Annotated in this window: 16 protein-coding genes and 1 pseudogene; 8 read left to right on the top strand and 9 right to left on the bottom strand. The window is 75.0% G+C overall.

Going from position 1 to position 19,578, the window contains the following annotated elements; all coding sequences use genetic code 11:
• Window positions 1-38: 38 nt before the first annotated feature.
• The 4 genes from HUT16_RS01820 (at window position 39) to HUT16_RS01835 (ending at window position 9,084) form a co-directional block, all read left to right on the top strand.
• The gene (locus HUT16_RS01820) at window positions 39-4,313 is read left to right on the top strand and encodes a HAMP domain-containing protein (protein ID WP_176184778.1); all 4,275 of its coding nucleotides are present in this window, start codon (window positions 39-41) and stop codon (window positions 4,311-4,313) included.
• 169 nt (window positions 4,314-4,482) lie between these two features.
• A complete protein-coding gene (locus tag HUT16_RS01825; RefSeq protein WP_254898219.1) occupies window positions 4,483-6,837 on the top strand; it encodes a SpoIIE family protein phosphatase in 2,355 nt (784 codons plus the stop codon).
• A gap of 81 nt (window positions 6,838-6,918) precedes the next feature.
• On the top strand, window positions 6,919-8,544 hold the full coding sequence (locus HUT16_RS01830; RefSeq protein WP_176184780.1) for an NAD(P)/FAD-dependent oxidoreductase: 1,626 nt from the start codon (window positions 6,919-6,921) through the stop codon (window positions 8,542-8,544).
• A gap of 27 nt (window positions 8,545-8,571) precedes the next feature.
• Window positions 8,572-9,084, top strand: a complete 513-nt coding sequence (locus HUT16_RS01835) for an SRPBCC domain-containing protein (protein ID WP_176184782.1) — start codon at window positions 8,572-8,574, stop codon at window positions 9,082-9,084.
• A gap of 6 nt (window positions 9,085-9,090) precedes the next feature.
• Here the strand turns inward: HUT16_RS01835 and HUT16_RS01840 are convergent, their stop codons facing one another.
• The 6 genes and pseudogenes from HUT16_RS01840 to HUT16_RS01865 all read right to left on the bottom strand — a co-directional run bounded on the left by HUT16_RS01840 (window position 9,091) and on the right by HUT16_RS01865 (window position 13,894).
• Window positions 9,091-9,681 carry a flavodoxin family protein gene (locus HUT16_RS01840; RefSeq protein ID WP_176184784.1) on the bottom strand — a complete coding sequence of 197 codons (591 nt, stop codon included), beginning with the start codon at window positions 9,679-9,681 and terminating at the stop codon, window positions 9,091-9,093.
• A 109-nt stretch (window positions 9,682-9,790) separates the two neighbouring features.
• Window positions 9,791-10,741: an MBL fold metallo-hydrolase gene (locus tag HUT16_RS01845; RefSeq protein WP_176184786.1), complete on the bottom strand. Its 951-nt coding sequence runs from the start codon at window positions 10,739-10,741 to the stop codon at window positions 9,791-9,793.
• Between the two features lie 77 nt (window positions 10,742-10,818).
• Window positions 10,819-11,202 (bottom strand): CBS domain-containing protein, encoded by a 384-nt coding sequence (locus HUT16_RS01850; protein ID WP_176184787.1) that lies wholly within the window; start codon window positions 11,200-11,202, stop codon window positions 10,819-10,821.
• A 120-nt stretch (window positions 11,203-11,322) separates the two neighbouring features.
• A complete protein-coding gene (locus HUT16_RS01855; RefSeq protein WP_176184789.1) occupies window positions 11,323-12,777 on the bottom strand; it encodes a DEAD/DEAH box helicase in 1,455 nt (484 codons plus the stop codon).
• 275 nt (window positions 12,778-13,052) lie between these two features.
• Window positions 13,053-13,154 (bottom strand): annotated as a pseudogene (locus tag HUT16_RS01860) (cold-shock protein); the annotation flags it as partial.
• Window positions 13,155-13,402: 248 nt separating this feature from the next.
• Window positions 13,403-13,894, bottom strand: a complete 492-nt coding sequence (locus HUT16_RS01865) for a hypothetical protein (protein ID WP_176184793.1) — start codon at window positions 13,892-13,894, stop codon at window positions 13,403-13,405.
• Window positions 13,895-14,064: 170 nt separating this feature from the next.
• On the opposite strand from HUT16_RS01865, the gene HUT16_RS01870 reads away from it, so the two are divergent.
• Together HUT16_RS01870 and HUT16_RS01875 are read left to right on the top strand one after the other, a co-directional pair.
• On the top strand, window positions 14,065-14,760 hold the full coding sequence (locus HUT16_RS01870; RefSeq protein WP_176184795.1) for a TetR/AcrR family transcriptional regulator C-terminal domain-containing protein: 696 nt from the start codon (window positions 14,065-14,067) through the stop codon (window positions 14,758-14,760).
• Between the two features lie 132 nt (window positions 14,761-14,892).
• Complete coding sequence (locus HUT16_RS01875; protein ID WP_176184797.1) at window positions 14,893-15,048, top strand: DUF6131 family protein; 156 nt, start codon at window positions 14,893-14,895, stop codon at window positions 15,046-15,048.
• A gap of 113 nt (window positions 15,049-15,161) precedes the next feature.
• Here HUT16_RS01875 and HUT16_RS01880 read toward each other — a convergent pair whose 3' ends face one another.
• Complete coding sequence (locus HUT16_RS01880) at window positions 15,162-15,644, bottom strand: DUF5994 family protein (RefSeq protein ID WP_176184799.1); 483 nt, start codon at window positions 15,642-15,644, stop codon at window positions 15,162-15,164.
• Between the two features lie 258 nt (window positions 15,645-15,902).
• Between HUT16_RS01880 and HUT16_RS01885 the strand changes: the two genes are divergently transcribed.
• Window positions 15,903-17,063: a hypothetical protein gene (locus tag HUT16_RS01885; protein ID WP_176184801.1), complete on the top strand. Its 1,161-nt coding sequence runs from the start codon at window positions 15,903-15,905 to the stop codon at window positions 17,061-17,063.
• Window positions 17,064-17,325: 262 nt separating this feature from the next.
• A complete protein-coding gene (locus HUT16_RS01890) occupies window positions 17,326-17,529 on the top strand; it encodes a cold-shock protein (RefSeq protein ID WP_176184803.1) in 204 nt (67 codons plus the stop codon).
• Between the two features lie 52 nt (window positions 17,530-17,581).
• Here the strand turns inward: HUT16_RS01890 and HUT16_RS01895 are convergent, their stop codons facing one another.
• Both HUT16_RS01895 and HUT16_RS01900 read right to left on the bottom strand, forming a co-directional pair.
• Entirely contained in the window at window positions 17,582-18,040 is a 459-nt protein-coding gene (locus HUT16_RS01895; RefSeq protein WP_176184805.1) for a CBS domain-containing protein, read from the bottom strand.
• 221 nt (window positions 18,041-18,261) lie between these two features.
• On the bottom strand, window positions 18,262-19,473 hold the full coding sequence (locus tag HUT16_RS01900) for a PP2C family protein-serine/threonine phosphatase (protein ID WP_176184807.1): 1,212 nt from the start codon (window positions 19,471-19,473) through the stop codon (window positions 18,262-18,264).
• Window positions 19,474-19,578: the final 105 nt, after the last annotated feature.

The raw sequence follows: 19,578 nt of genomic DNA on the forward strand, positions 1-19,578 counted from the left end.
CTCCGAACGGCGGGGCACTCTAGGAGGCTGAGCTTTCGATGGCTGGCTCGACGACGTCCCGGGACTCGCGGCAGGAGCCGGTGGCCGACCGATCGAAGATCGGCGAGGCCGAACTCCGCCTGCTGCTGGCCGGTCTGACCGCGGTGCGCGACGGCGACTTCAGCACCAAGCTGGCCGGGGACGCGGACGGGCTGCTGGGCGAGATCGCCACCGTGTTCAACGGCATGGTGGCCCAGCTGTCGCGGTTCACCTCCGAGGTGACCCGGGTGGCCCGCGAGGTGGGCACCGAGGGGCAGCTGGGCGGCCAGGCGGTCGTCCCCGGCGTGTCCGGCACCTGGGAGGACCTGACCGACAGCGTCAACGCGATGGCGGGCAACCTCACCACCCAGGTGCGCGACATCGCCCAGGTGGCCACCGCCGTCGCCAAGGGCGACCTGTCGCAGAAGATCACCGTGGACGCCCGGGGCGAGATCCTGGAGCTGAAGAACACCGTCAACACGATGGTCGACCAGCTCAGCTCGTTCGCGGGCGAGGTCACCCGCGTGGCCCGCGAGGTCGGCACCGAGGGCATCCTCGGCGGCCAGGCCGACGTGAAGGGCGTCTCGGGGACGTGGCGCGACCTGACCGACAGCGTGAACTCGATGGCGGGCAACCTGACCGGCCAGGTCCGGGCGATCGCCCAGGTGGCGACCGCGGTGGCCGAGGGCGACCTGTCGCAGAAGATCACCGTGGCCGCGCGCGGCGAGATCCTGGAGCTGAAGGACACCATCAACACGATGGTCGACCAGCTCAGCTCGTTCGCGGGCGAGGTCACCCGCGTGGCCCGCGAGGTCGGCACCGAGGGCCGGCTCGGCGGCCAGGCCGACGTCCGGGACGTGTCGGGCACCTGGCGCGACCTCACCGAGTCGGTGAACGTGATGGCCGACAACCTGACCGCCCAGGTCCGGGCGATCGCCCAGGTCACCACGGCCGTCGCCAAGGGCGACCTGACCCAGAAGATCCGGGTGGACGCCCGGGGCGAGATCCTGGAGCTGAAGGAGACCATCAACACGATGGTCGACCAGCTCTCGGCGTTCGCCGACGAGGTCACCCGCGTCGCCCGCGAGGTCGGCACGGCCGGCAACCTGGGCGGCCAGGCCACCGTCCGGGGCGTGTCGGGCACCTGGAAGGACCTCACCGACAACGTCAACGTGATGGCGTCCAACCTGACCGGCCAGGTCCGCTCGATCGCCCAGGTCGCCACCGCGGTCGCCCGCGGCGACCTCAGCCAGAAGATCACCGTCGAGGCGGAGGGCGAGGTCGCCGCGCTGGCCGGGGTGATCAACACCATGGTGGACACCCTCTCGGCGTTCGCCGACGAGGTGACCCGGGTGGCCCGCGAGGTCGGCACCGAGGGCATCCTCGGCGGCCAGGCCCGGGTGCCGAACGTCGCGGGCACCTGGAAGGACCTCACCGACAACGTCAACTTCATGGCGCACAACCTGACCTCGCAGGTCCGCAACATCGCCCAGGTCACCACCGCGGTCGCCAACGGCGACCTGACCCGCAAGATCGACGTCGACGCGCGCGGCGAGATCCTGGAGCTCAAGACCACCATCAACACCATGGTCGACCAGCTCGGCTCGTTCGCCGCCGAGGTCACCCGCGTCGCCCGCGAGGTCGGCAGCGAGGGCCGACTCGGCGGCCAGGCCGAGGTGGAGGGCGTCTCCGGCACCTGGAAGCGCCTCACCGAGAACGTCAACGAGCTCGCCGGGAACCTGACCCGGCAGGTCCGCGCGATCGCCGAGGTGACCAGCGCCGTCGCGGCGGGCGACCTGACCCGCTCGGTCACCGTGGACGCCTCCGGCGAGGTCGCCGACCTCAAGGACAACGTCAACGCGATGGTCGGCTCGCTGCGCGAGACCACCCGCGCCAACGAGGAGCAGGACTGGCTGAAGACCAACCTGGCCCGCTTCTCCGGCCTGCTCCAGGGCCAGCGGGACCTGGCGGTGGTCGCCGAGGCGGTGATGGACGAGCTCACCCCGCTGGTGGGCGCCCAGGTCGGCGCGTTCTACCTGGCCGAGGAGACCGACGGCGGGACGCTGCTGCGGCTGTTCGGCTCGTACGCCTACCCGGACGGCGAGCGGCCGACCAGCTTCCGGCTCGGCGAGTCGTTCGTCGGCCAGGCCGCCCGCAGTCGGCGCACCATCGCCGTCGAGACCCTCCCCTCCGGCTACCTGGCGGCCTCCTCCGGCCTCGGCCGCACCGAGGAGCTGTCGCTGCTGGTCGTCCCGATCGTGGTCGAGGACCAGGTGCTCGGCGTCATCGAGCTGGCCTCGATCCGGCCGTACACCGCCGTCCACCGGGCCTTCCTGGACCAGCTGATGGAGACCATCGGCGTCAACGTCAACACGATCGTCGCCAACGCCCGCACCGACGAGCTGCTCGGCGAGTCGCAGCGGCTGACCGCCGAGCTCCAGGTCCGCTCGCAGGAGCTGCAGTCCCGGCAGGAGGAGCTGCAGGCGTCCAACGCCGAGCTGGAGGACAAGGCCGCCCTGCTGGCCGCCCAGAACCGGGACATCGAGACCAAGAACCTGGAGATCGAGCAGGCCCGGCAGGAGCTGGAGGAGCGCGCGCACCAGCTCTCGCTGGCCTCCACGTACAAGTCGGAGTTCCTGGCCAACATGAGCCACGAGCTGCGCACCCCGCTGAACAGCCTGCTGATCCTGGCCCAGCTGCTGGCCCAGAACCCCACCCGGAACCTGACGGCCAAGCAGGTCGAGTACGCGGGCATCATCCACTCGGCCGGCTCCGACCTGCTCCAGCTGATCAACGACATCCTCGACCTGTCGAAGGTCGAGGCGGGGAAGATGGACCTCAACCCCGAGGCGGTGTCGCTGCTCAGCCTGCTGGAGTACGCCGAGGCCACCTTCAAGCCGCTGACCGGCCAGAAGGGCCTGACCTTCACCGTCCGCACCGCCCCGGACGTGCCCGAGGAGCTGGTCACCGACGACTACCGGCTGCGCCAGGTGCTGCGGAACCTGCTCTCCAACGCGGTGAAGTTCACCGAGCGGGGCCGGGTCGAGCTGCGGATCGGGCTCGCCCCGGAGGAGCAGGTCCCCGACGGGGTGCGGCGCGGCGGGCCGGTGCTGGCCTTCCAGGTCTCCGACAGCGGCATCGGCATCGCGCCGCAGCACCTGGAGAGCGTCTTCGGCGCCTTCCAGCAGGCGGACGGCACCACCAGCCGCAAGTACGGCGGCACCGGCCTGGGCCTGTCGATCAGCCGGGAGATCGCCTACCTGCTGGGCGGTGCGATCAGCGCCGAGAGCGTGCTGGGCAGCGGCAGCACCTTCACCCTGTTCCTGCCGGTGGCCCGTCCGGAGTTCCTGGCGCTGGAGGCCGACCCGCGGTCCGGGGCGTCCGGCGAGCGGGACGTCCCCGGTGACGCCCCGCAGCAGGGCTCCGAGGAGGGCGCCGCCCCGCTCCAGCCGCGCCGCCTGCTGGTGGTCGAGGACCGCCAGGGCGGGCTGCTGTCCCTGGTCGCCGAGAACGCCACCGCCGAGCCGGCCGGCCTGGCCGGGCCCGGGGAGGCCCGCCGCCGGATCGAGGTGGTGACCGCGGTCGGCGCGGCGGAGGCCGCGGCCGTCCTGGCGTCCGCGCCCTCGCACTGCGTGGTGCTGGCCCTCGACCTGCCGGACGGCGCCGCCCCCGCGCTGCTGCGCGACATGGACCGCGACCCCGCGCTGCAGGGCGTGCCGGTGCTGGTCCACAGCAACCACGGGACGCCCGGCGACGCCGACGCGCTCTCCCGGGCCGGGTCCCGCCCGCTGGAGGTGATCTCCAGCCTCGACGAGCTGCGCGAGCGGATCGCCCTGCACATGAGCGCCGACCACCCCGAGGACGTCCCGCTGGTCCGCGGGCTCCCGCAGAACGACCCCTGGGAGGCCGGGAGTTCCGCCCTGAACGGCCGCCTGGTGCTGGTCGTCGACGACGACGACCGCAACCTGTACGCCATCACGGGCATCCTCGAACTGCACGGCATGCGGGTGCTCCAGGCCGAGAACGGCCGGGCGGCGCTGGAGACGCTGGCCGCCAACCCCGGCGTCGACGTGATCCTGATGGACGTCATGATGCCCGAGATGGACGGGTACACGGCCACTGCGGCGATCCGCGCCATGCCGCAGCACGCGGCGCTGCCGATCATCGCCGTGACCGCCAAGGCGATGGTCGGCGACCGCGAGAAGAGCCTCGGGTCCGGTGCCAGCGACTACGTCACCAAGCCGGTCGACGCGGGCGAGCTGATCAGCCGCATCGAGGCCCAGCTCACCCGGTAGCCGCCCGCCGCCCCGCCGCCGTCCGTCCCCGCCCACCGCAGGAGTCCCCACCGTGCACCAGTCCCGGGAGCCGCACACCGGCCAGGAGCTGTCGATCCCGTCGGCCTCCCCGGTCCCGTCCGGGCTGATCGGCGCCCAGCGGCCCGCCGCCGACGGGCCCGGGGGCGCGATCGGGCCGGCCGGCCGGATCGGGCCGGACGGCGCGGTGGTCGGCGGCCCGCTGGGGCGGCTGGCCGGGGCGGTGGACCAGCTGCGCCGGCAGCTCGACGAGGCGCAGGCGCACGCCGCGGGCCGCTCGGTGGTGGAGATGGCGGTCGGCATCCTGGTGGAGCGGCTGCGCTGCGGGCCGACCGAGGCCGCCAAGCAGCTGCACCTGCTGGCGGAGCAGGCCGGCTCCACCCCGCTGGAGCTCGCCGCCGGGCTGGTCAACCAGGCCGCCGCGGACAAGATCTCCGAGGCCGCCCAGGACTTCGTGGCGCGCGCCGCGGGCCCGGCGGACCAGGGCGTGGGCGTCCGGCTGCGCAACACCGAGGCGGACGCGCTGAGCGGCACCGACGCGGCGGCGGCGGCCCGCGCGATGCTGGAGCATGAGCTGCGCCCGCTGGGCGCGGTCGCGGTGGCGATCTGGGCAGCCCGCCCCGACCTGTCGCTGGCGCTGGCGGGCAGCGCGGGCTTCACCGACGCGGAGGCCCGGCGGTGGCGGCACGTGCCGCCGGGGGTGGTCACCGCGGCCCGCCGGGCCCTGGACGAGCGCGCGACGGTGGCGTACCGCACGCTGGCCGACGCGGCCGTCCCGTCGATCGGCCAGCACGAGACGGGCGGCGGGCGGATCGCCGTCCCGGCCGGGGTCGGCGGCCGGCTGATCGGCGTCCTGGAGGTGTGCTGGCGCGAGGAGCTGCCGGAGCGGTCGCAGTCGTTGCAGCGGCAGTTCGAGGCGCTGGCCGGGCTGTGCGCGGCCACCCTGGAGACCTGGGCGGAGGCCCCGGACGAGGCCCCGGCGACCGGGCGGCTGGACGAGCTGGCCCGGCTGGTCGACGGGCTGCTCGACCCGTGCATGGTGCTGGAGCCGGCCGACGACGCCTTCCCGCCGCGCTTCGTGATCCGGCACGCCAACCCGGCGTTCGTGGACTTCGCGGGCCGCCCGACCGCCGCCCTGGTCGGCGCGCCGCTGCTGGAGGCGTACCCGCTGGCCGCGCAGGAGGGCGGCCTGCTGGGCGCCGTGGAGGACGTCCACGCCACCGGGGCGCCGTTCCGGGACCCGCGGATGCGGCTGGCCGCCCTGGTGGACGGGGTGCTGCTGACCGCGGACGCGTACGTCTCGGTCAGCCGGCACGGCAGCCACGTGACGGTGCTGTGGCGGCTGACCGACAACACCCCGAAGATCGCGCGCCTGCTGCACCACGCGCAGCGGCTGGGCCGGATCGGCGGCTTCGAGGAGGACCTGGACTCCCGCCAGGTGGTCTGGAACGACACCCTGTTCGAGCTGTACGGCCTGCCCGGCACCGCGCAGCCGATCCCGCTGGACCGGCTGGCCGAGCACGCCCACCCGGACGACCGCGAGGCCGTCGACCGCTTCCTGCGCACCCTGCTGCACCACCGCCGCCCGGCGTCCACGGCCTTCCGCCTCCAGCGCGCGGACGGCGTGACCCGGCACATCCGGGTGGTGGCCGAGCCGGTCCACGACGTCTCCGAGCGGCTCAGCGCCGTCCGCGGCGCCTACCAGGACATCTCCGCGCAGCACTGGACCGAGGTCGCCCTGGCGGCCACCCGCGACCAGCTGGTGCAGACCGAGCAGCAGGTCGCCGAACGGCACCGGCTGGTCCGGCAGTTGCAGCACGCGATCATGCCGCCCAGCGCCGGTCCGCGGACGCTGAACAACCTGGACGTCGCGGTGCGCTACCGCCCCGCCGAGAAGGACCACCTGGTCGGCGGGGACTGGTACGACGCGCTGCCGCTGCCGTCCGGGCAGGTCCTGGTGTGCGTCGGCGACGTCGCCGGGCACGGCATCGAGGCCGCCACCGGGATGGTCGCGCTGCGCAACGCGCTGCGCGGCCTCGCCGCCACCGGGGCCGGCCCGGCCCAGCTGCTGTCCTGGCTCAACAGCGTGACGCACCACCTGACCGACAACGTCACCGCCACCGCGGTCTGCGGCCTGTACGACCCGGAGCACCGCCGGCTGCGCTGGGCCCGAGCCGGCCACCTCCCGCCCGTCCTGCTGCGCGGCGGGAGCGCCGAGTGCCTGCCGCAGGTGGACGGCATCCTGCTGGGCGTGATCGGCCAGGCCGACTACCAGGAGGACGAGATCGCGCTGCACCCGGGCGACCGGATCGTGATGTACACCGACGGCCTGATCGAGCGCCGCGACCAGGGCCTGCACGCCTCGCTGGCCAATCTGGTGTCCCTCTCCGAGGCCGCCCGCTACGAGGGCGCCACCGCCCTCGACGCCCACCTGGACCACCTGCTGCGCTTCAGCGGGGCCGACACCGACGACGACACCTGCCTGGTCGGCATCGAGGTGCGGTAGCCGGGGCGGACGCCCCGGCCGCAGGTGTGCGGATCGGGGCGGCTGGGCAAGCGCGGGCGGACGACGCCCGAGGAGGCCCGGATGGCGGACGCGATCGTGATCGGATCAGGCCCCAACGGCCTGGTGGCGGCCAACCTGCTCGCCGACGCGGGCTGGCACGTCCTCGTGCTGGAGGCGCAGCCCGCCCCGGGCGGCGCGGTGCGCAGCGACCGGGGCGTGGACCCGCGGTTCGTCTCCGACCTGTTCAGCTCCTTCCACCCGCTGGCCGTCGCCTCGCCGGCGATCCGCGGGCTGGGGCTGGACGGGTTCGGGCTGCGCTGGAGCCACGCCCCGGCGGTGCTGGCCCACCCGCTCCCGGACGGCCGCTGCGCGAGCCTGTACCGCGACCGGGACGGGGCGCCGGACGCGCAGCGGCTGGAGCGGATGTTCGGCGCGCCCGACGCCCGGGCCTGGCAGCGCCTGGCGGATCGCTGGGACGCCTTGGAGCCGCACCTGGTGAACGCCCTGCTCACCCCGTTCCCGCCGGTGCGGGCGGGGGCGGCGATCGCGGCCCGGCTGCGCCTCGCCGGGCTGGTCGACCTGGCGCGCTTCCTGGCGCTGCCGGTGCGGCGGCTGGCCGAGGAGGAGTTCGAGGGCGACGCGCCGGGGCTGCTGCTGGCCGGCTGCGCGCTGCACGCGGACCTGCTGCCGGAGGCGGCGGGCAGCGGCGCGTTCGGGTGGCTGATGGCGATGCTGGGGCGCCGGTACGGCTGGCCGGTGCCGGTCGGCGGGGCGTCCGCGCTGACCGGCGCGCTGGTGCGCCGGTTGGAGTCCCGGGGCGGGGAGGTGCACTGCGGGCAGCCGGTGCGGGAGGTGCTGGTCCGGGGCGGGACGGCGCTCGGGGTGCGCACCGCGGACGGCTGCCGCCACCGGGCCCGGCGGGCGGTGCTGGCGGACACCGCCGCGACCGCGCTGTACGGCGGCCTGGTCGGCTGGGAGCACCTGCCCGGGGGGCTGCGCCGGGACATGGACCGCTTCCACTGGGACTTCGGCACCGTCAAGGTCGACTGGGCGCTGCGCGGGCCCGTCCCCTGGTCGGCGCCCGCCGCCGCCGGGGCCGGCACCGTGCACCTGGGCGCCGACCTGGACGAGCTCGGCGACTACGCCCACCAGGTGCTCACCGGGCGGCTGCCGGCCCGGCCGTTCGCCCTGTTCGGCCAGATGACGGTGGCCGACCCGAGCCGCTCCCCCGCCGGCACCGAGGCGGCCTGGGCCTACACGCACGTCCCGCAGCGCGTCCGGGCCGACCTCGGGCCGGACGGCATCACCGGCCGGTGGGACGAGCGGGAGGGCGAGGCGATGGCCGACCGGATCGAGCGGCAGGTGGAGCGGTTCGCGCCCGGCTTCCGCGCGCTGGTCGCCGCCCGCCGGATACTCACCCCGCCGGTGCTGCGCGGGCTGGACGACAACCTGGTCGGCGGCGCCCTGAACGGCGGCACCGCGGCCCCGCACCAGCAGCTGTTCCTGCGCCCCTCCCCCGGCACGGCGGGGCCGCGCACGCCGGTCGCCCGGCTCTACCTGGCCTCCGCCGCCGCCCACCCGGGCGGCGGCGTGCACGGGGCGTGCGGCGCCAACGCGGCCCGGGCCGCCCTGAACGCCCACCGCCGCTCGCCGGGCAGGTTCCTGCCCGCGGGCGGCTCGACCTCCCGGCGCGGGCCGGACCGCTGACCCGCCCCTCCCGAAGGGAACGGACCCATGGCACAGCGCCAACGCCTGATCGACTCCCCGCCCGAGCGGGTCTGGGACGTCCTGGCGGACGCCCGGAGCTACGCGCAGTGGGTGGTCGGCACCCAGGACGTCCTGGACGCGGACGAGCACTGGCCCGAGGTCGGGGCCCGGCTCAGGTTCCGGGTCGGCCTCGGGCCGGCCGTGCTGGAGGACACCTGCGTGGTGCGGATCTGCGAACCCGGCCGCCGCCTCGAACTGGAGGCCCGGGCCGACCCGTTCGGCACCGCCCGGATCGCCTTCTCGCTCGTCCCGTGGGGCGGCCACACCCTGCTGCTGCTCGACGAGCACCCGCTGCGCGGGCTCGGGGCGCGGCTGGAGAACCCGCTGACCGAGCTGGTCCTGCACCTGCGCAACCGCCGCCTGCTGGCCAACCTGGCCCGCAACGTCGCCCGCTCCTCCGGCGGTGATTCCGCCGGTGGTGATTCCGCCGGTGGTGATTCCGCCGGTGCCTCCGCCGACCCGGCCGGCGCGCGCGGGTAGCGCCCGCTACCGGTCGTAGGGGAAGCGGGCGAGCTCCGGCTCCCCGGCGAAGAAGGAGGCGGCCCGGGCCAGCGCCCGCTCGTCCGCCAGCACCTGGCCCGGGCGGCTGGCGGTGCCCAGCAGGACGCCGCCGAAGCGCATGCCCATGTACGCGGCGGTGTGCTGGAGCGTCAGTTCCAGCGGGCGGGCCACCTCCTGCTCGGCGTGCGCCATCGCGGTGACGCCCCACAGGGTGCGTCCGGCCATCTTGGCGCGGAACTCCGGGTCGGGGGTGCGCAGCCACTTCGACCAGTGGTCGAGGTAGCGCTTGGTGGCGGAGGAGAGCGAGTACCAGTACAGCGGCGAGGCGATCACCAGGTCGCTCGCGCCGAGGGTGGCCTCCAGCAGCAGCGCCTCGTCCCCGGTGGTGACCTGGGCGTCCGGGCCGCCCGGCGCGTGCCGCGCGTCGGTGTACTCGGGCAGGTCGAGGGAGGCCAGGTGCAGCCAGCGCTGGGCGGTGCCGGCCGGGAGCCGCTCGGCGGCGGCCCGGGCGAGCGCCTCGGTGTTGCCGCCGGTGCGGGCGCTGCCGAGCAGGAAGAGGAACGAACGGGACGTCATGCGGGGCTCCGGTGCGGATTCTTCCGGTCGGGCCGCGGCCGCGCCGGAGGGCTGGTGGGACTGCTGTCCCCCAACTCCCGGCGGGCCGACGGCATTCCGGTGCGCGGGGCTACGCCTTCAGTCGCAGGGTGGCGAGGTGCTCGGGGCGGATCAGCCGGGTGCGCGGGGAGAGCCGGCGCACCTGGTCGAGGAGGCCGTCGAGGTCGATCCCCGGGTCCTGGACGGCCGGGTCGGCCAGCGGCGACTGGAAGTCGTCCCAGTGCACGGGGACGACGGTGCGCGGGAAGTCGAGCGTCTGGAGCAGCCGGGGCACGTACCGGTGGGTGGTGCGGGCGGTGCTCTCGGCGGCGATCATCGCGACGTCGGGCCGCAGGCCGGCGAAGGTGTGCTCGACGAAGTCGCTGGCGCCGGTCAGCAGGGTCGACGGCCCGTCACCGAGCTGGACCTGGAAGGCCAGGGTGTCGCCCTCGACGAGTTCGCCGATCGCCCCGGGCGGCGCCGCGGGCGGCGCGGTGAGCGTGCCGGGCGCCCAGTAGCGGTGCGTCGCGTTGCGGCTGTGCAGGCTGGCCACCACCCGCACGGTGTACCCGCCGAAGTCGAGGACCTCGCCGCCCTTGACCACGATCAGCTGGGCCGGGTCCACGCCCGTCGCCCGCAGCAGGTGGCAGGTGGTGGCGGTGCCGACGACCTGCACGCCGCGGCTCTTGGCGATGTACGGGACGTCGTTGAAGTGGTCCCAGTGGCTGTGGCTGACCAGGACGAGGTCGGGTGTCCCGATGTGCCGGTCGACCACCTCGGTGGCCACGGTGAGCGGGGTCGCGGGGTCGAAGCCGTGGGTGGGGAAGCGGGTGAGGTACGGGTCGAACAGGACGGTCTTCCCGTTGCCCTCGATCCGCCACCCGCTGTTGCCCAGCCAGGTGAAGGCCGTCTCGCCGCCGCGCTGCTGCGGCTCGTCCGCGGCGGCCGCGGGGACGGCCCCGGCTCCGGCCACCGGCAGGAGGGCGGCGCCCGCGACCGCGGTCCGGAGGAGTCCGCGTCGTCCTAAGGTGTTGTCGTTCATGCTCCGGAGGGACGTTCGGTCGCATGCTTCCGGTTCCCCCGGGGCGGGGATGCCCGCTCGCGGGTGCCCGGGGCCGGCTACCGGAGGTCGAGGAGGCCGATGGCGTGGCCGTCGTGGTCCACCACCGGCCAGGTGTCCAGTCCGCGGGCGCGCATGGCGGCGAGGGCGTCGGTGGCCGGCATGTCGGTGGTGGCGAACGGGGCGCGGTCGAGGGCGATGTCGCGGACCGGGGTGCGCTCGGTGTACCAGGAGCGGGCCTGGAACGGTGCGAGGTGGAGGCGGGTCAGCAGCCCGGCGCAGCGGCCGTCCTCGGTGCGGACCAGCACGTGGTCCGCGCCGGAGCTGTACAGGATGTCCATCGCGGTGTCGGCGGTGACGTCGTCGCTGATCTGCAGTTCCGGGTGCTTCATGAGGTCGCCGACCGTGGTGGTGGTCGCGGGGCGTTCGAGGCTGATGGTCATGGGCGTGGTCCTTCGGGTCGTTGCCGCCCGTGGTGGCGGCGCTCCGGGCACGGGGGGGGGAGGAGTCGGGCGTCGGCGGGCGGGGCGGGACCGGCTCGCGGCCCCGCCCCGTGCGGTGTCCTAGCCGGCGAGGGCGGCGCGCCCGGGCGCCGCGTCGTACGTGCCGGCGGTGGTCCGCGCCCTGCGGTTGGCCCGGCGGCGCCGGTTGCGGCTCGCGGAGGTGCTGCGGCGCGGGCCTTCGACGACCGGGGCGGCGATCACGGTGGGGATGCCGGTGGGGACGCGGGCGCCGGTGATCCGGGCGAGTTCCCCGTCGCCGGAGCTGACCTCGGTGGTGACGGGGGTGATGGTGGCGGTGGCCATCATCCGGGCCGTGTCGCGGCGCTGTTCGGGCAGGACCAGGGTGACGACGGTGCCGGACGCGCCGGCCCGGGCGGTGCGTCCGCCGCGGTGCAGGTAGTCCTTGTGGTCGGCGGGCGGGTCCAGGTTGACGACCAGGTCGAGGCCGTCGACGTGGATGCCGCGGGCGGCGACGTTGGTGGCGATCAGTGCGGTGACCTGGCCGCTGCGGAACTGCTCCAGGGTGCGGGTGCGCTGCGGCTGGGACTTGCCGCCGTGCAGGGCCGCGGCCTTCACCCCGTTGGCGAGCAGGTTCCGCACCAGGCGGTCGGCGCCGTACTTGGTGTCGGTGAACATGATCACGTTGCCCTCGCGGGAGGCGATGTGGGCGATCGTGGCGTTCTTGTCGGAGCTCCGCACGTGCAGCACGTGGTGCTCCATGGTGCTGACCGCTCCGGCGGACGGGTCCACCGAGTGGGTGACCGGGTCCTCCAGGAAGCGGCGGACCAGGCGGTCGACGTTGCGGTCCAGGGTGGCGGAGAACAGCATCGTCTGGCCGCCCTCGGCGACCTGGTCGAGGAGCTGGACGACCTGCGGCAGGAAACCCACGTCGGCCATCTGGTCGGCCTCGTCCAGCACCGTGGTGCCGACCCGGTCCAGTCGGCAGTCGCCGCGCTGGACCAGGTCCGCGAGCCGTCCGGGGGTGGCGACCACGACCTCGGCGCCGCGGTTCAGCGCCCGGGCCTGGCCGCCGATCGACACCCCGCCGACCACGGTGGCGAGGCGCAGGTTCACCGCGTGGGCGTAGGGGGTGAGTGCCTCGGTGACCTGCTGGGCCAGCTCGCGGGTGGGGACCATGACCAGCGCCAGCGGCCGGCCGGGCTCGGCCTTCCGGCCGGCGGTGCGGGCCAGCACGGCGAGGCCGAACGCGAGCGTCTTGCCGGAGCCGGTGCGGCCCCGGCCCAGCACGTCGCGGCCGGCCAGCGCGTTCGGCAGCGTCGCGGCCTGGATCGGGAACGGCGCGGTGACGCCCTGCCGGGTCAGCGTCGTGAGCAGCGCCTCCGGCAGGTCCAGCTCGCCGAAGGTCTCGACGGCCGGCAGCGGCGGGGTGGTGCCCGTCGGCAGCGCGAACTCGCCCTGCCCGGAGGCTGTTTGACGGGTGCGGCGGCCGGAGCGGGAGCCCGGGGCGGAGCGCAGGCCGGGGCTCTGCTGGGAGGAGCGGCTGGAGCGGTTCATGCGGGAGACCTTCCTCGGGGCGGCGCGTCACGAGGAAGGCTCCGCAGCGCGGGGCGCCGGGGGAGACCGCAAGGGAACGGGCCGGAAGTGCGACGGGCGCGGCGCGGGGCGCCTCGCGCGGGGTGGCCGCCGGTGGCGGAACCAGGGGCCTGAACTGCCGGCCGGGGAGGTGCGTCATCGTGCAGGGCCGAGCGGCCCGCACCGAGCGCGTACGCGGTGCGCACCCCTCGCCGCCGGACGGGTGCCGCGGCGGTGGGGAAGAACTACAGCGGGCGGATGTCCGAGCAGTGGGCGCAGGCGTCCGGGCCGCCACCCGCCCGCTCGACGAAACCGAAGCCCTTTTCCGCGTCGAACCACTTCACAGTGCCATGAGCCATAAACGAATCTCCTTGAACGGGCCGTCCGAAGCCCGCAGGGTGCGGGCTTCGAGCGCCGCGATGATGGCCCACCCGGAAAAGAGCCGGGAAAGAAAACGCGCCCGCGACACCTCAGCAGGCGCACACGAATTCCATGGGAACCACTACTGCAACTGGGAACGACTCTAGCAGGCCACGGCCTCCCGCGGTGGATCGCCGTCTCCCCGCTCCCCCGGCAGCGCGTTCTCCGGCCGGCGCCGCCGCAGCGGTCACAGCAGTCGCGACCCGCGGTTCCCGTCGTCGGCCGCGGGTTCGGAGTCCTGCGGCATCGGGCCGGTCCGGGTGCCCGCGGTCTGCTCCCGGGCGTGGTCGGGGGCCGTGGCCCGGGCCTCGCGCTGCCGGGCGAAGTCCTCGCGGTACCCGTCGGCCGTCGCCGCGTCGGTGCGGACGCCCTCGGGCCGTCCGGCCGGGGCGCCGTCGCGTTCGCGGGCGTCCACCGCCCCGGACCTGGCGCGCCGCGGTCCGCGCCGGGCGGCCGCGCGGCGGCGGAGACCGGCCAGCAGGAGGCCGAGGCCGAGCACGGCGACCGCTCCGACCACGACGCCCCAGAGGAACAGCATCCCGGTGGAGCCGGTCACGTGGTGGCCGAACACCGAGAAGGCGCCGGTGAGTTCGTGCGCGGCGCCGGTGTTGCCGAGGATTCCCGCCACCGCGACGACGACCGCGGCGAGCAGGAGGAGGAGTCCGAGAAGAATGATCATGACGCGCTCCCAACGGGTCTACGTCGTATGCCTACAGTCAACGCCCGGACTACACTGGTGTCTACACCGTATGACTACGAACTTTGCGCCACCGGTGCTCACGCCGGGCACGATCCGGCGCGATCCCGGCACGATCCGGCACGGCCCCGGCACGACGAGGAGGCTCCGGCATGGCGGTCACCCCGACCCGCGCGTCCGACCGGGACGCCGGAGCGCCCTCCGCGGAACGGCTCAGCCTGGAGCGCGTGCTGGCCTGCGCGCTGGAGATCGTCGACCGCGACGGCGTCGAGAAGCTGTCCATGCGGCACCTGGCCCGCACCCTGGGCCACGACCCGATGAGCCTGTACCGCCACGCCCCCAACAAGGCCGCCCTCCTCGACGGCGTCGCCGACACGCTCCTGCGCCGGCTCAGCGTCGATCCCGGCGACCCCGACTGGCCCGGCCAGCTGCGCGCCTTCGCCCGCGGCTACCGGCGACTGGCGCTCGACCACCCCAACGCCGTCCCCCTCCTGGTGACCCGCCCCCTGGCCACCCCCCTCGCCCTGCGCCCCGCCGGTACCCTGCGCCCCCTCGAGGACGTCCTGGCCCTCCTCACCGGGGCGGGCTTCACCGGCGCCGCCGCCCTGCACGCCTACCGCTCCCTGACCGGGCTCCTGCACGGCCACGTCCTCAACGAACTGCAGGAACTCGTCGACAACCCCGACGAGACGGACGACCTGCTCCGCCTGGGCCTGTACCGCCTCCCGCTCCGCGAGTTCCCCCTCCTGCGCGGCCTCGCCGCCGAACTCGCCTCCTACGACGGGGCCGCCGAACTCGAACGCGGCCTCGACATCCTCCTCTCCGGCCTCGCCCCCGGAGCACCCTGACCCGCCGCGAGCACCGGCCACGGCCCGCGCCGGGCCGCCGACCGCCACGACGGGGACGCCACCGAAAGGAGCAGCACCGGCTCCGCCCCGCGGAGCACCGCACCACCGGGGGGAACAGGAACGAAGGTCATCATGATCATCCTCGGAGTCATCCTCCTCGTCATCGGCTTCCTGGCCGGCATCCCGGTCCTGTGGACCATCGGCATCATCCTCGCCGTCGTCGGCCTGGGCCTGGTGCTCGCGGGCGCGCTCGGCCACGAGGTGGCCGGCCGCCGCCACTACTGGTGACGCGACACCCCTCCCCGCACCGGCGGGGTGCCCGGCCCCGGTGGGCCGGGCACCCCGCCTCCGCTCGAACGGGCCGCCCCCGGGCGGCCCGCGACACGGCTCCGGTCCGCCGCCTACGCCGACGCGGGCCAGGACGCGGCCCGGCTCCGGGCGGCGCCCGCGGCCAGCAGCTCGCTCGCGGTCCTGGTGTTCGCCGGGTCGGCGGCCGCGGCCATCAGCCGGGCGGCGTCGGCGCTGTCCGTCCCCGGCGGGACGACCAGCAGTTCCAGTCGGCGCGGAGCGTACGAGCACACCATGATCATGTGCTCGTCCTGCTCGGTGGTGTACCAGCCCGCGTGGACGGTGTGCCCGGTGACCGGGATGCGCCGGGGGATGACGGGCCACTGCGCGGGGTTGACGGTGATCCGGGTGATCCGGCCCCACCGCTCGTCGATCTCGGCGGCCAGCGAGGGGAGTTCGAGGAGGAGGTCGCGCGAGCGGGGCCACCAGGCGCCGTCCAGGCGGCCGGGCCGGGCGCTCTGGGGGGCCAGGGAGAGCCGTGGGGTGGATTCCAGGGCGGTGGGCACCGCCGCGGCACGGTCGGACATCGCGGTCATGACTGAGACCTGTCTCCGGGCCCGGCCGAGGAAGCCGGGTCCGGCATCGCCGTTCGCCGGAGACGACGCCAGTATCCGGTGCCGGCATGCGAGGTGCCTTCGGTGATGTCCAGCCTACTCTCCGTCCCCCTCCCCCGCCCCGTCCTCCCGTCCCGGCGGGCGGGCACGCGGTGTCCGGTCCGGCACGGATCTGACGGTGCACCAGAATGGTCGGGTGCCACGAGGCGCCCGCCCGGTGGCCGAACCAGAGGAGAGCCCGTGACGCGGTACGGCGTGGACCCGGACCGACACGACCTGATCGCCGCCTGGGGCACCGGCGAGGGCGACCTCGTCACCCGCGTCGCCGTCCTGTCCCCGGAGGCCGGCACCTCCGCCCTCCTGGGCCTGGCGCGCGCCCTCACCCAGCTGTCGGACGCCGCATGGCGCACCTACACCCACCCCGGCGGTTCCCCCGGCGCCCCCGACTCCCCCGGGGCGGACTCCGACGAGCGCCGCCGCGAGCGGGAACGCGACCGCTTCGGGGGCGTCGCCGAGGCGATCACCGCGCCCAACCTCCCCCACGGCGGCACCATCGCGGTCTCCTACAGCCGGATCCTCGAATCCGCCCACCGCGTCGGACGCGCCCTGCTGGACCTCGACGACCCGGCCCTCACCGGGGCCGTCCTCTCCGACGTCGCGACCGAGCTCGCCGCCGTCGAGAACGCGGAACTCGGCGACCTGACCGGCCGCGCCCAGCAGGCCGTCATGCTCAGCCGCGAGGACGCGTCCCCCGTCCAGGTCGCCGCCGCCGACCACCTCCTGGACCAGGACCCCTTCGGCCCCGACCCGCTCTTCTCCACCGTCGACCCGACCGCGGCCGCCGTCGCGGCCGCCCACTGGCTCGCCGCCGCGGCCGAGGTCGCCGCCACGACCTCCGGCCGCGCCCCCGCCACCGTGGTCATCGAGGCGGACACCATCGAATCGCTGCCCTACGAGACGCCGAGCCTCGTCCTCGGGCTCCTCCACGACGGCGCCACCCCGTACGAAGCCGTCACCGGCCTCGTGCGCCACGCCATGCAGATCACCGACGGCCTGCTCCCCGACCCGGCCGCCGTGCGCGAACAGCTCGAAGGGCTGGAGGAGGCCCTCACCGACTACACCGGCGAGGACGAACCCGACCTCGACGACGTCGCCCTGCGCCTGACCCCGCTCGACCCGCGGCGCCCCGCCCGCGACCTCCTGGAGGACCTCCTCGCCGGCATCCACGGCTGCTGGCTGCTCCACCGCGAGTACGCCGAGGCCGACGAGCGCACCGGCACCGGCGGCGCGCCCGGCGCGCCGGACGACGAGCTGGCCGAACGGCAGCAGCGGGCCAGCCGCGAACGCTTCGCCCGGCTCGTCCGCGAAACCGCCGCCCTCCGCCACGACCGCCTCATCTGACCCCGCGTCCGACCGGCCGAATTCCGGGACGGGAATTCCGGGTGCCGCCGAAAAATCCGGGCACGTTTCTCCGCCCGTTGCGGGCCGGGGGCTGTTACAGTCGACGTAGTTGCAGTAATGGTCCCCATGAAATTCGTGTGCGCCTGCTGATGTTTCGCGGGCGCATTTTTATTTTCCGGATCCTCTCCGGGCGGGTTCCCATCACGGTGACTCGGCATCCGCACCGTGCGGGCGCCGGAAAGCCCCGAAGGAGATTTTTCACATGACCAACGGCACTGTGAAGTGGTTCAACGCGGAGAAGGGCTTCGGCTTCATCGAGCAGGAGGGCGGCGGTCCGGACGTGTTCGCCCACTACTCGAACATCAGCGCCGGTGGCTTCCGGGAGCTGATCGAGGGGCAGAAGGTCGAGTTCGACGTCACCCAGGGCCAGAAGGGCCTGCAGGCGGAGAACATCCGCCCGCTGTAGGAGTAGGTACGTCCGCCGCCGTGGCACCCGCCCGGCGGCGAGGGCGCTCCGGTCAGCCGGACGGCGCGTCGGCGCCGCCCGGCGCGGCGAGCAGGAACGCGGTCCGGTCCGCGGTGAGGACGCCGAGGGGGTAGCCCTCCTCGTCGACCACGGGCCAGACGGTCAGGCGCTTGACCCGCATGGCGACGGCGGCGAGGGCCAGCCCCATGGTCGGCCAGGCGAACGGGCCGCGCTGGTGGGCGGTGGCGCCGACCGTGGTCCGGCCGGTGTGCCCGGTGCGCCGGGGACGGACCGGGGCGGAGCCCAGCCCGGTCCGGGTGACGACGCCTTCGCAGCGACCGTCGTGGTCGCGGACCAGCAGGTACTCGGCCCCGGAGCCCCGCAGGACGTCGTTCGCGCGGTCGACGGTGCTGTCGTCGGCGATCTGGTGCCCCCACGGCTCCATCGCGTCGGCGACGGTGAGACCGCGGCGGTGCCGCAGCGGGAGGTCGGGGCGTTCGGTGGCGGTCACGGGGCTCACCGCTTCCTCTCCGGCGGCCGCGCGCGGGCGGCTGCCGGGCTTTCGTTCACCCAGAACGAGGCCGGAACGGCTACCGGGATGCGGGATGCCCTGGACGTCTTCGAGGCTACTCCTGCCCGGAGCGGGAGCCGCGGGGCCCCGACCCCGACCGCGGCCCGGCAGTCGGGTCGTGCGGAGCGCGGGGCACTCGCGGTGCGTGGCGGCCGGGCCGCTCAGCGCCACTCGATCAGGAACAGCGTCGCGTCGTCACTGGTGTGCCCGCCCCGGCGGGCCTTCAGCGCGTGCGAGAGGGCGCGCACCGTGGCCCGCACGCCGGAGCCGGTGCGCTCGATGCGGTCGACCCAGTCGATCAGCTGCTCCTCGCCGAACTGCTCGCCGCCCGCGCCCCGTTCCTCGACCAGGCCGTCGGTGAAGCACAGCACCCGGTCCCCGTGCCGGAGCTCCCGTTCGCTGATCACCGGCTGCTCGCCGCCGAACCCGACCGGCAGCGTGGTGGCGCTCTCCAGCCGCTGGACGACCGCGCCGCCGCGGATCAGCAGCGGCTCCGGGTGACCGGCGTTGACCCACTGGAGGTGGCCGGTGGCGGTGTCGAGCCGCATCATCTGCGCCGTGACGAAGTGGTCGGGGCCGAACTGCTCGGCGACGGCCCGGTCCATGAAGGCGTAGATCTCGGCGAGCCCGACGCCCGCGCGGCGGGCGTGCCGGTACGCGCCGACGGCCACCGTCGCCATGGTGGCCGCGTCCAGGCCGTGGCCCATCGCGTCCAGGGTGGCGACGTGCAGCACGTCGTCGTTGAGCGCGTAGTCGAAGCTGTCGCCGGCCACCTGGTAGGCGGGCTCCAGGATGCCCGCCACCGCGACCCGGGGCACGGACATCGACAGCGGCGGCAGCAGCGACCACTGGATCTCGGCCGCCACGCTCATCGGCTCCAGCCGCCGGGCCCGGAAGACCAGGTCGGTGTAGCCGCTCCTGGTGATCAGCAGGTCCGCCACCAGGGCCGACAGCCGCCGCAGCGGCAGCCGGTCGCCGTCGCCGACCGCGTCCAGGGTGAAGGACAGCACCCCCGCCTCGTCCCCGCCGTCCAGCAGCGGCAGGTACACCCGCACCCCGCCGTCCTGCGGCACCTCCACCGCGGTGCCCCGCAGGAACGCCTCACCGGCCGGAGAACCGACGATCGGCAGCGGCGGGCCCCCGATCAGACCGTCGCCGGGCAACGGCACCAGCACCGACTGGCCGTAGTCCTGGAGCAGCAGCGCCGGCTCCCGGCCGCCCAGCCCGGCCACCGCCTCGGCGACCAGCGGGGCGATCAGTGGCGGCGCGAGCTCCCGGGCCCGGTCGAGCAGCACCTCCAGCAGGTGCTCCCCGGGCCCCGCGGGCCGGTCCGCCCCCACCGGCCGCCGTTCGCCGCCGCCGCTCACTGCCATGCCCGCCTCCTGGTCCGCGCCGCTTCCCGCGTCCGCCGTCCCGTCCTTCCATTGCACCCGAGACCGGCCGGGTCCGCCCCCGCCCACGCGGCGGATGCCCCGGCC

This window comes from Kitasatospora sp. NA04385, assembly GCF_013364235.1.
Taxonomy (GTDB): Bacteria; Actinomycetota; Actinomycetes; order Streptomycetales; family Streptomycetaceae; genus Kitasatospora.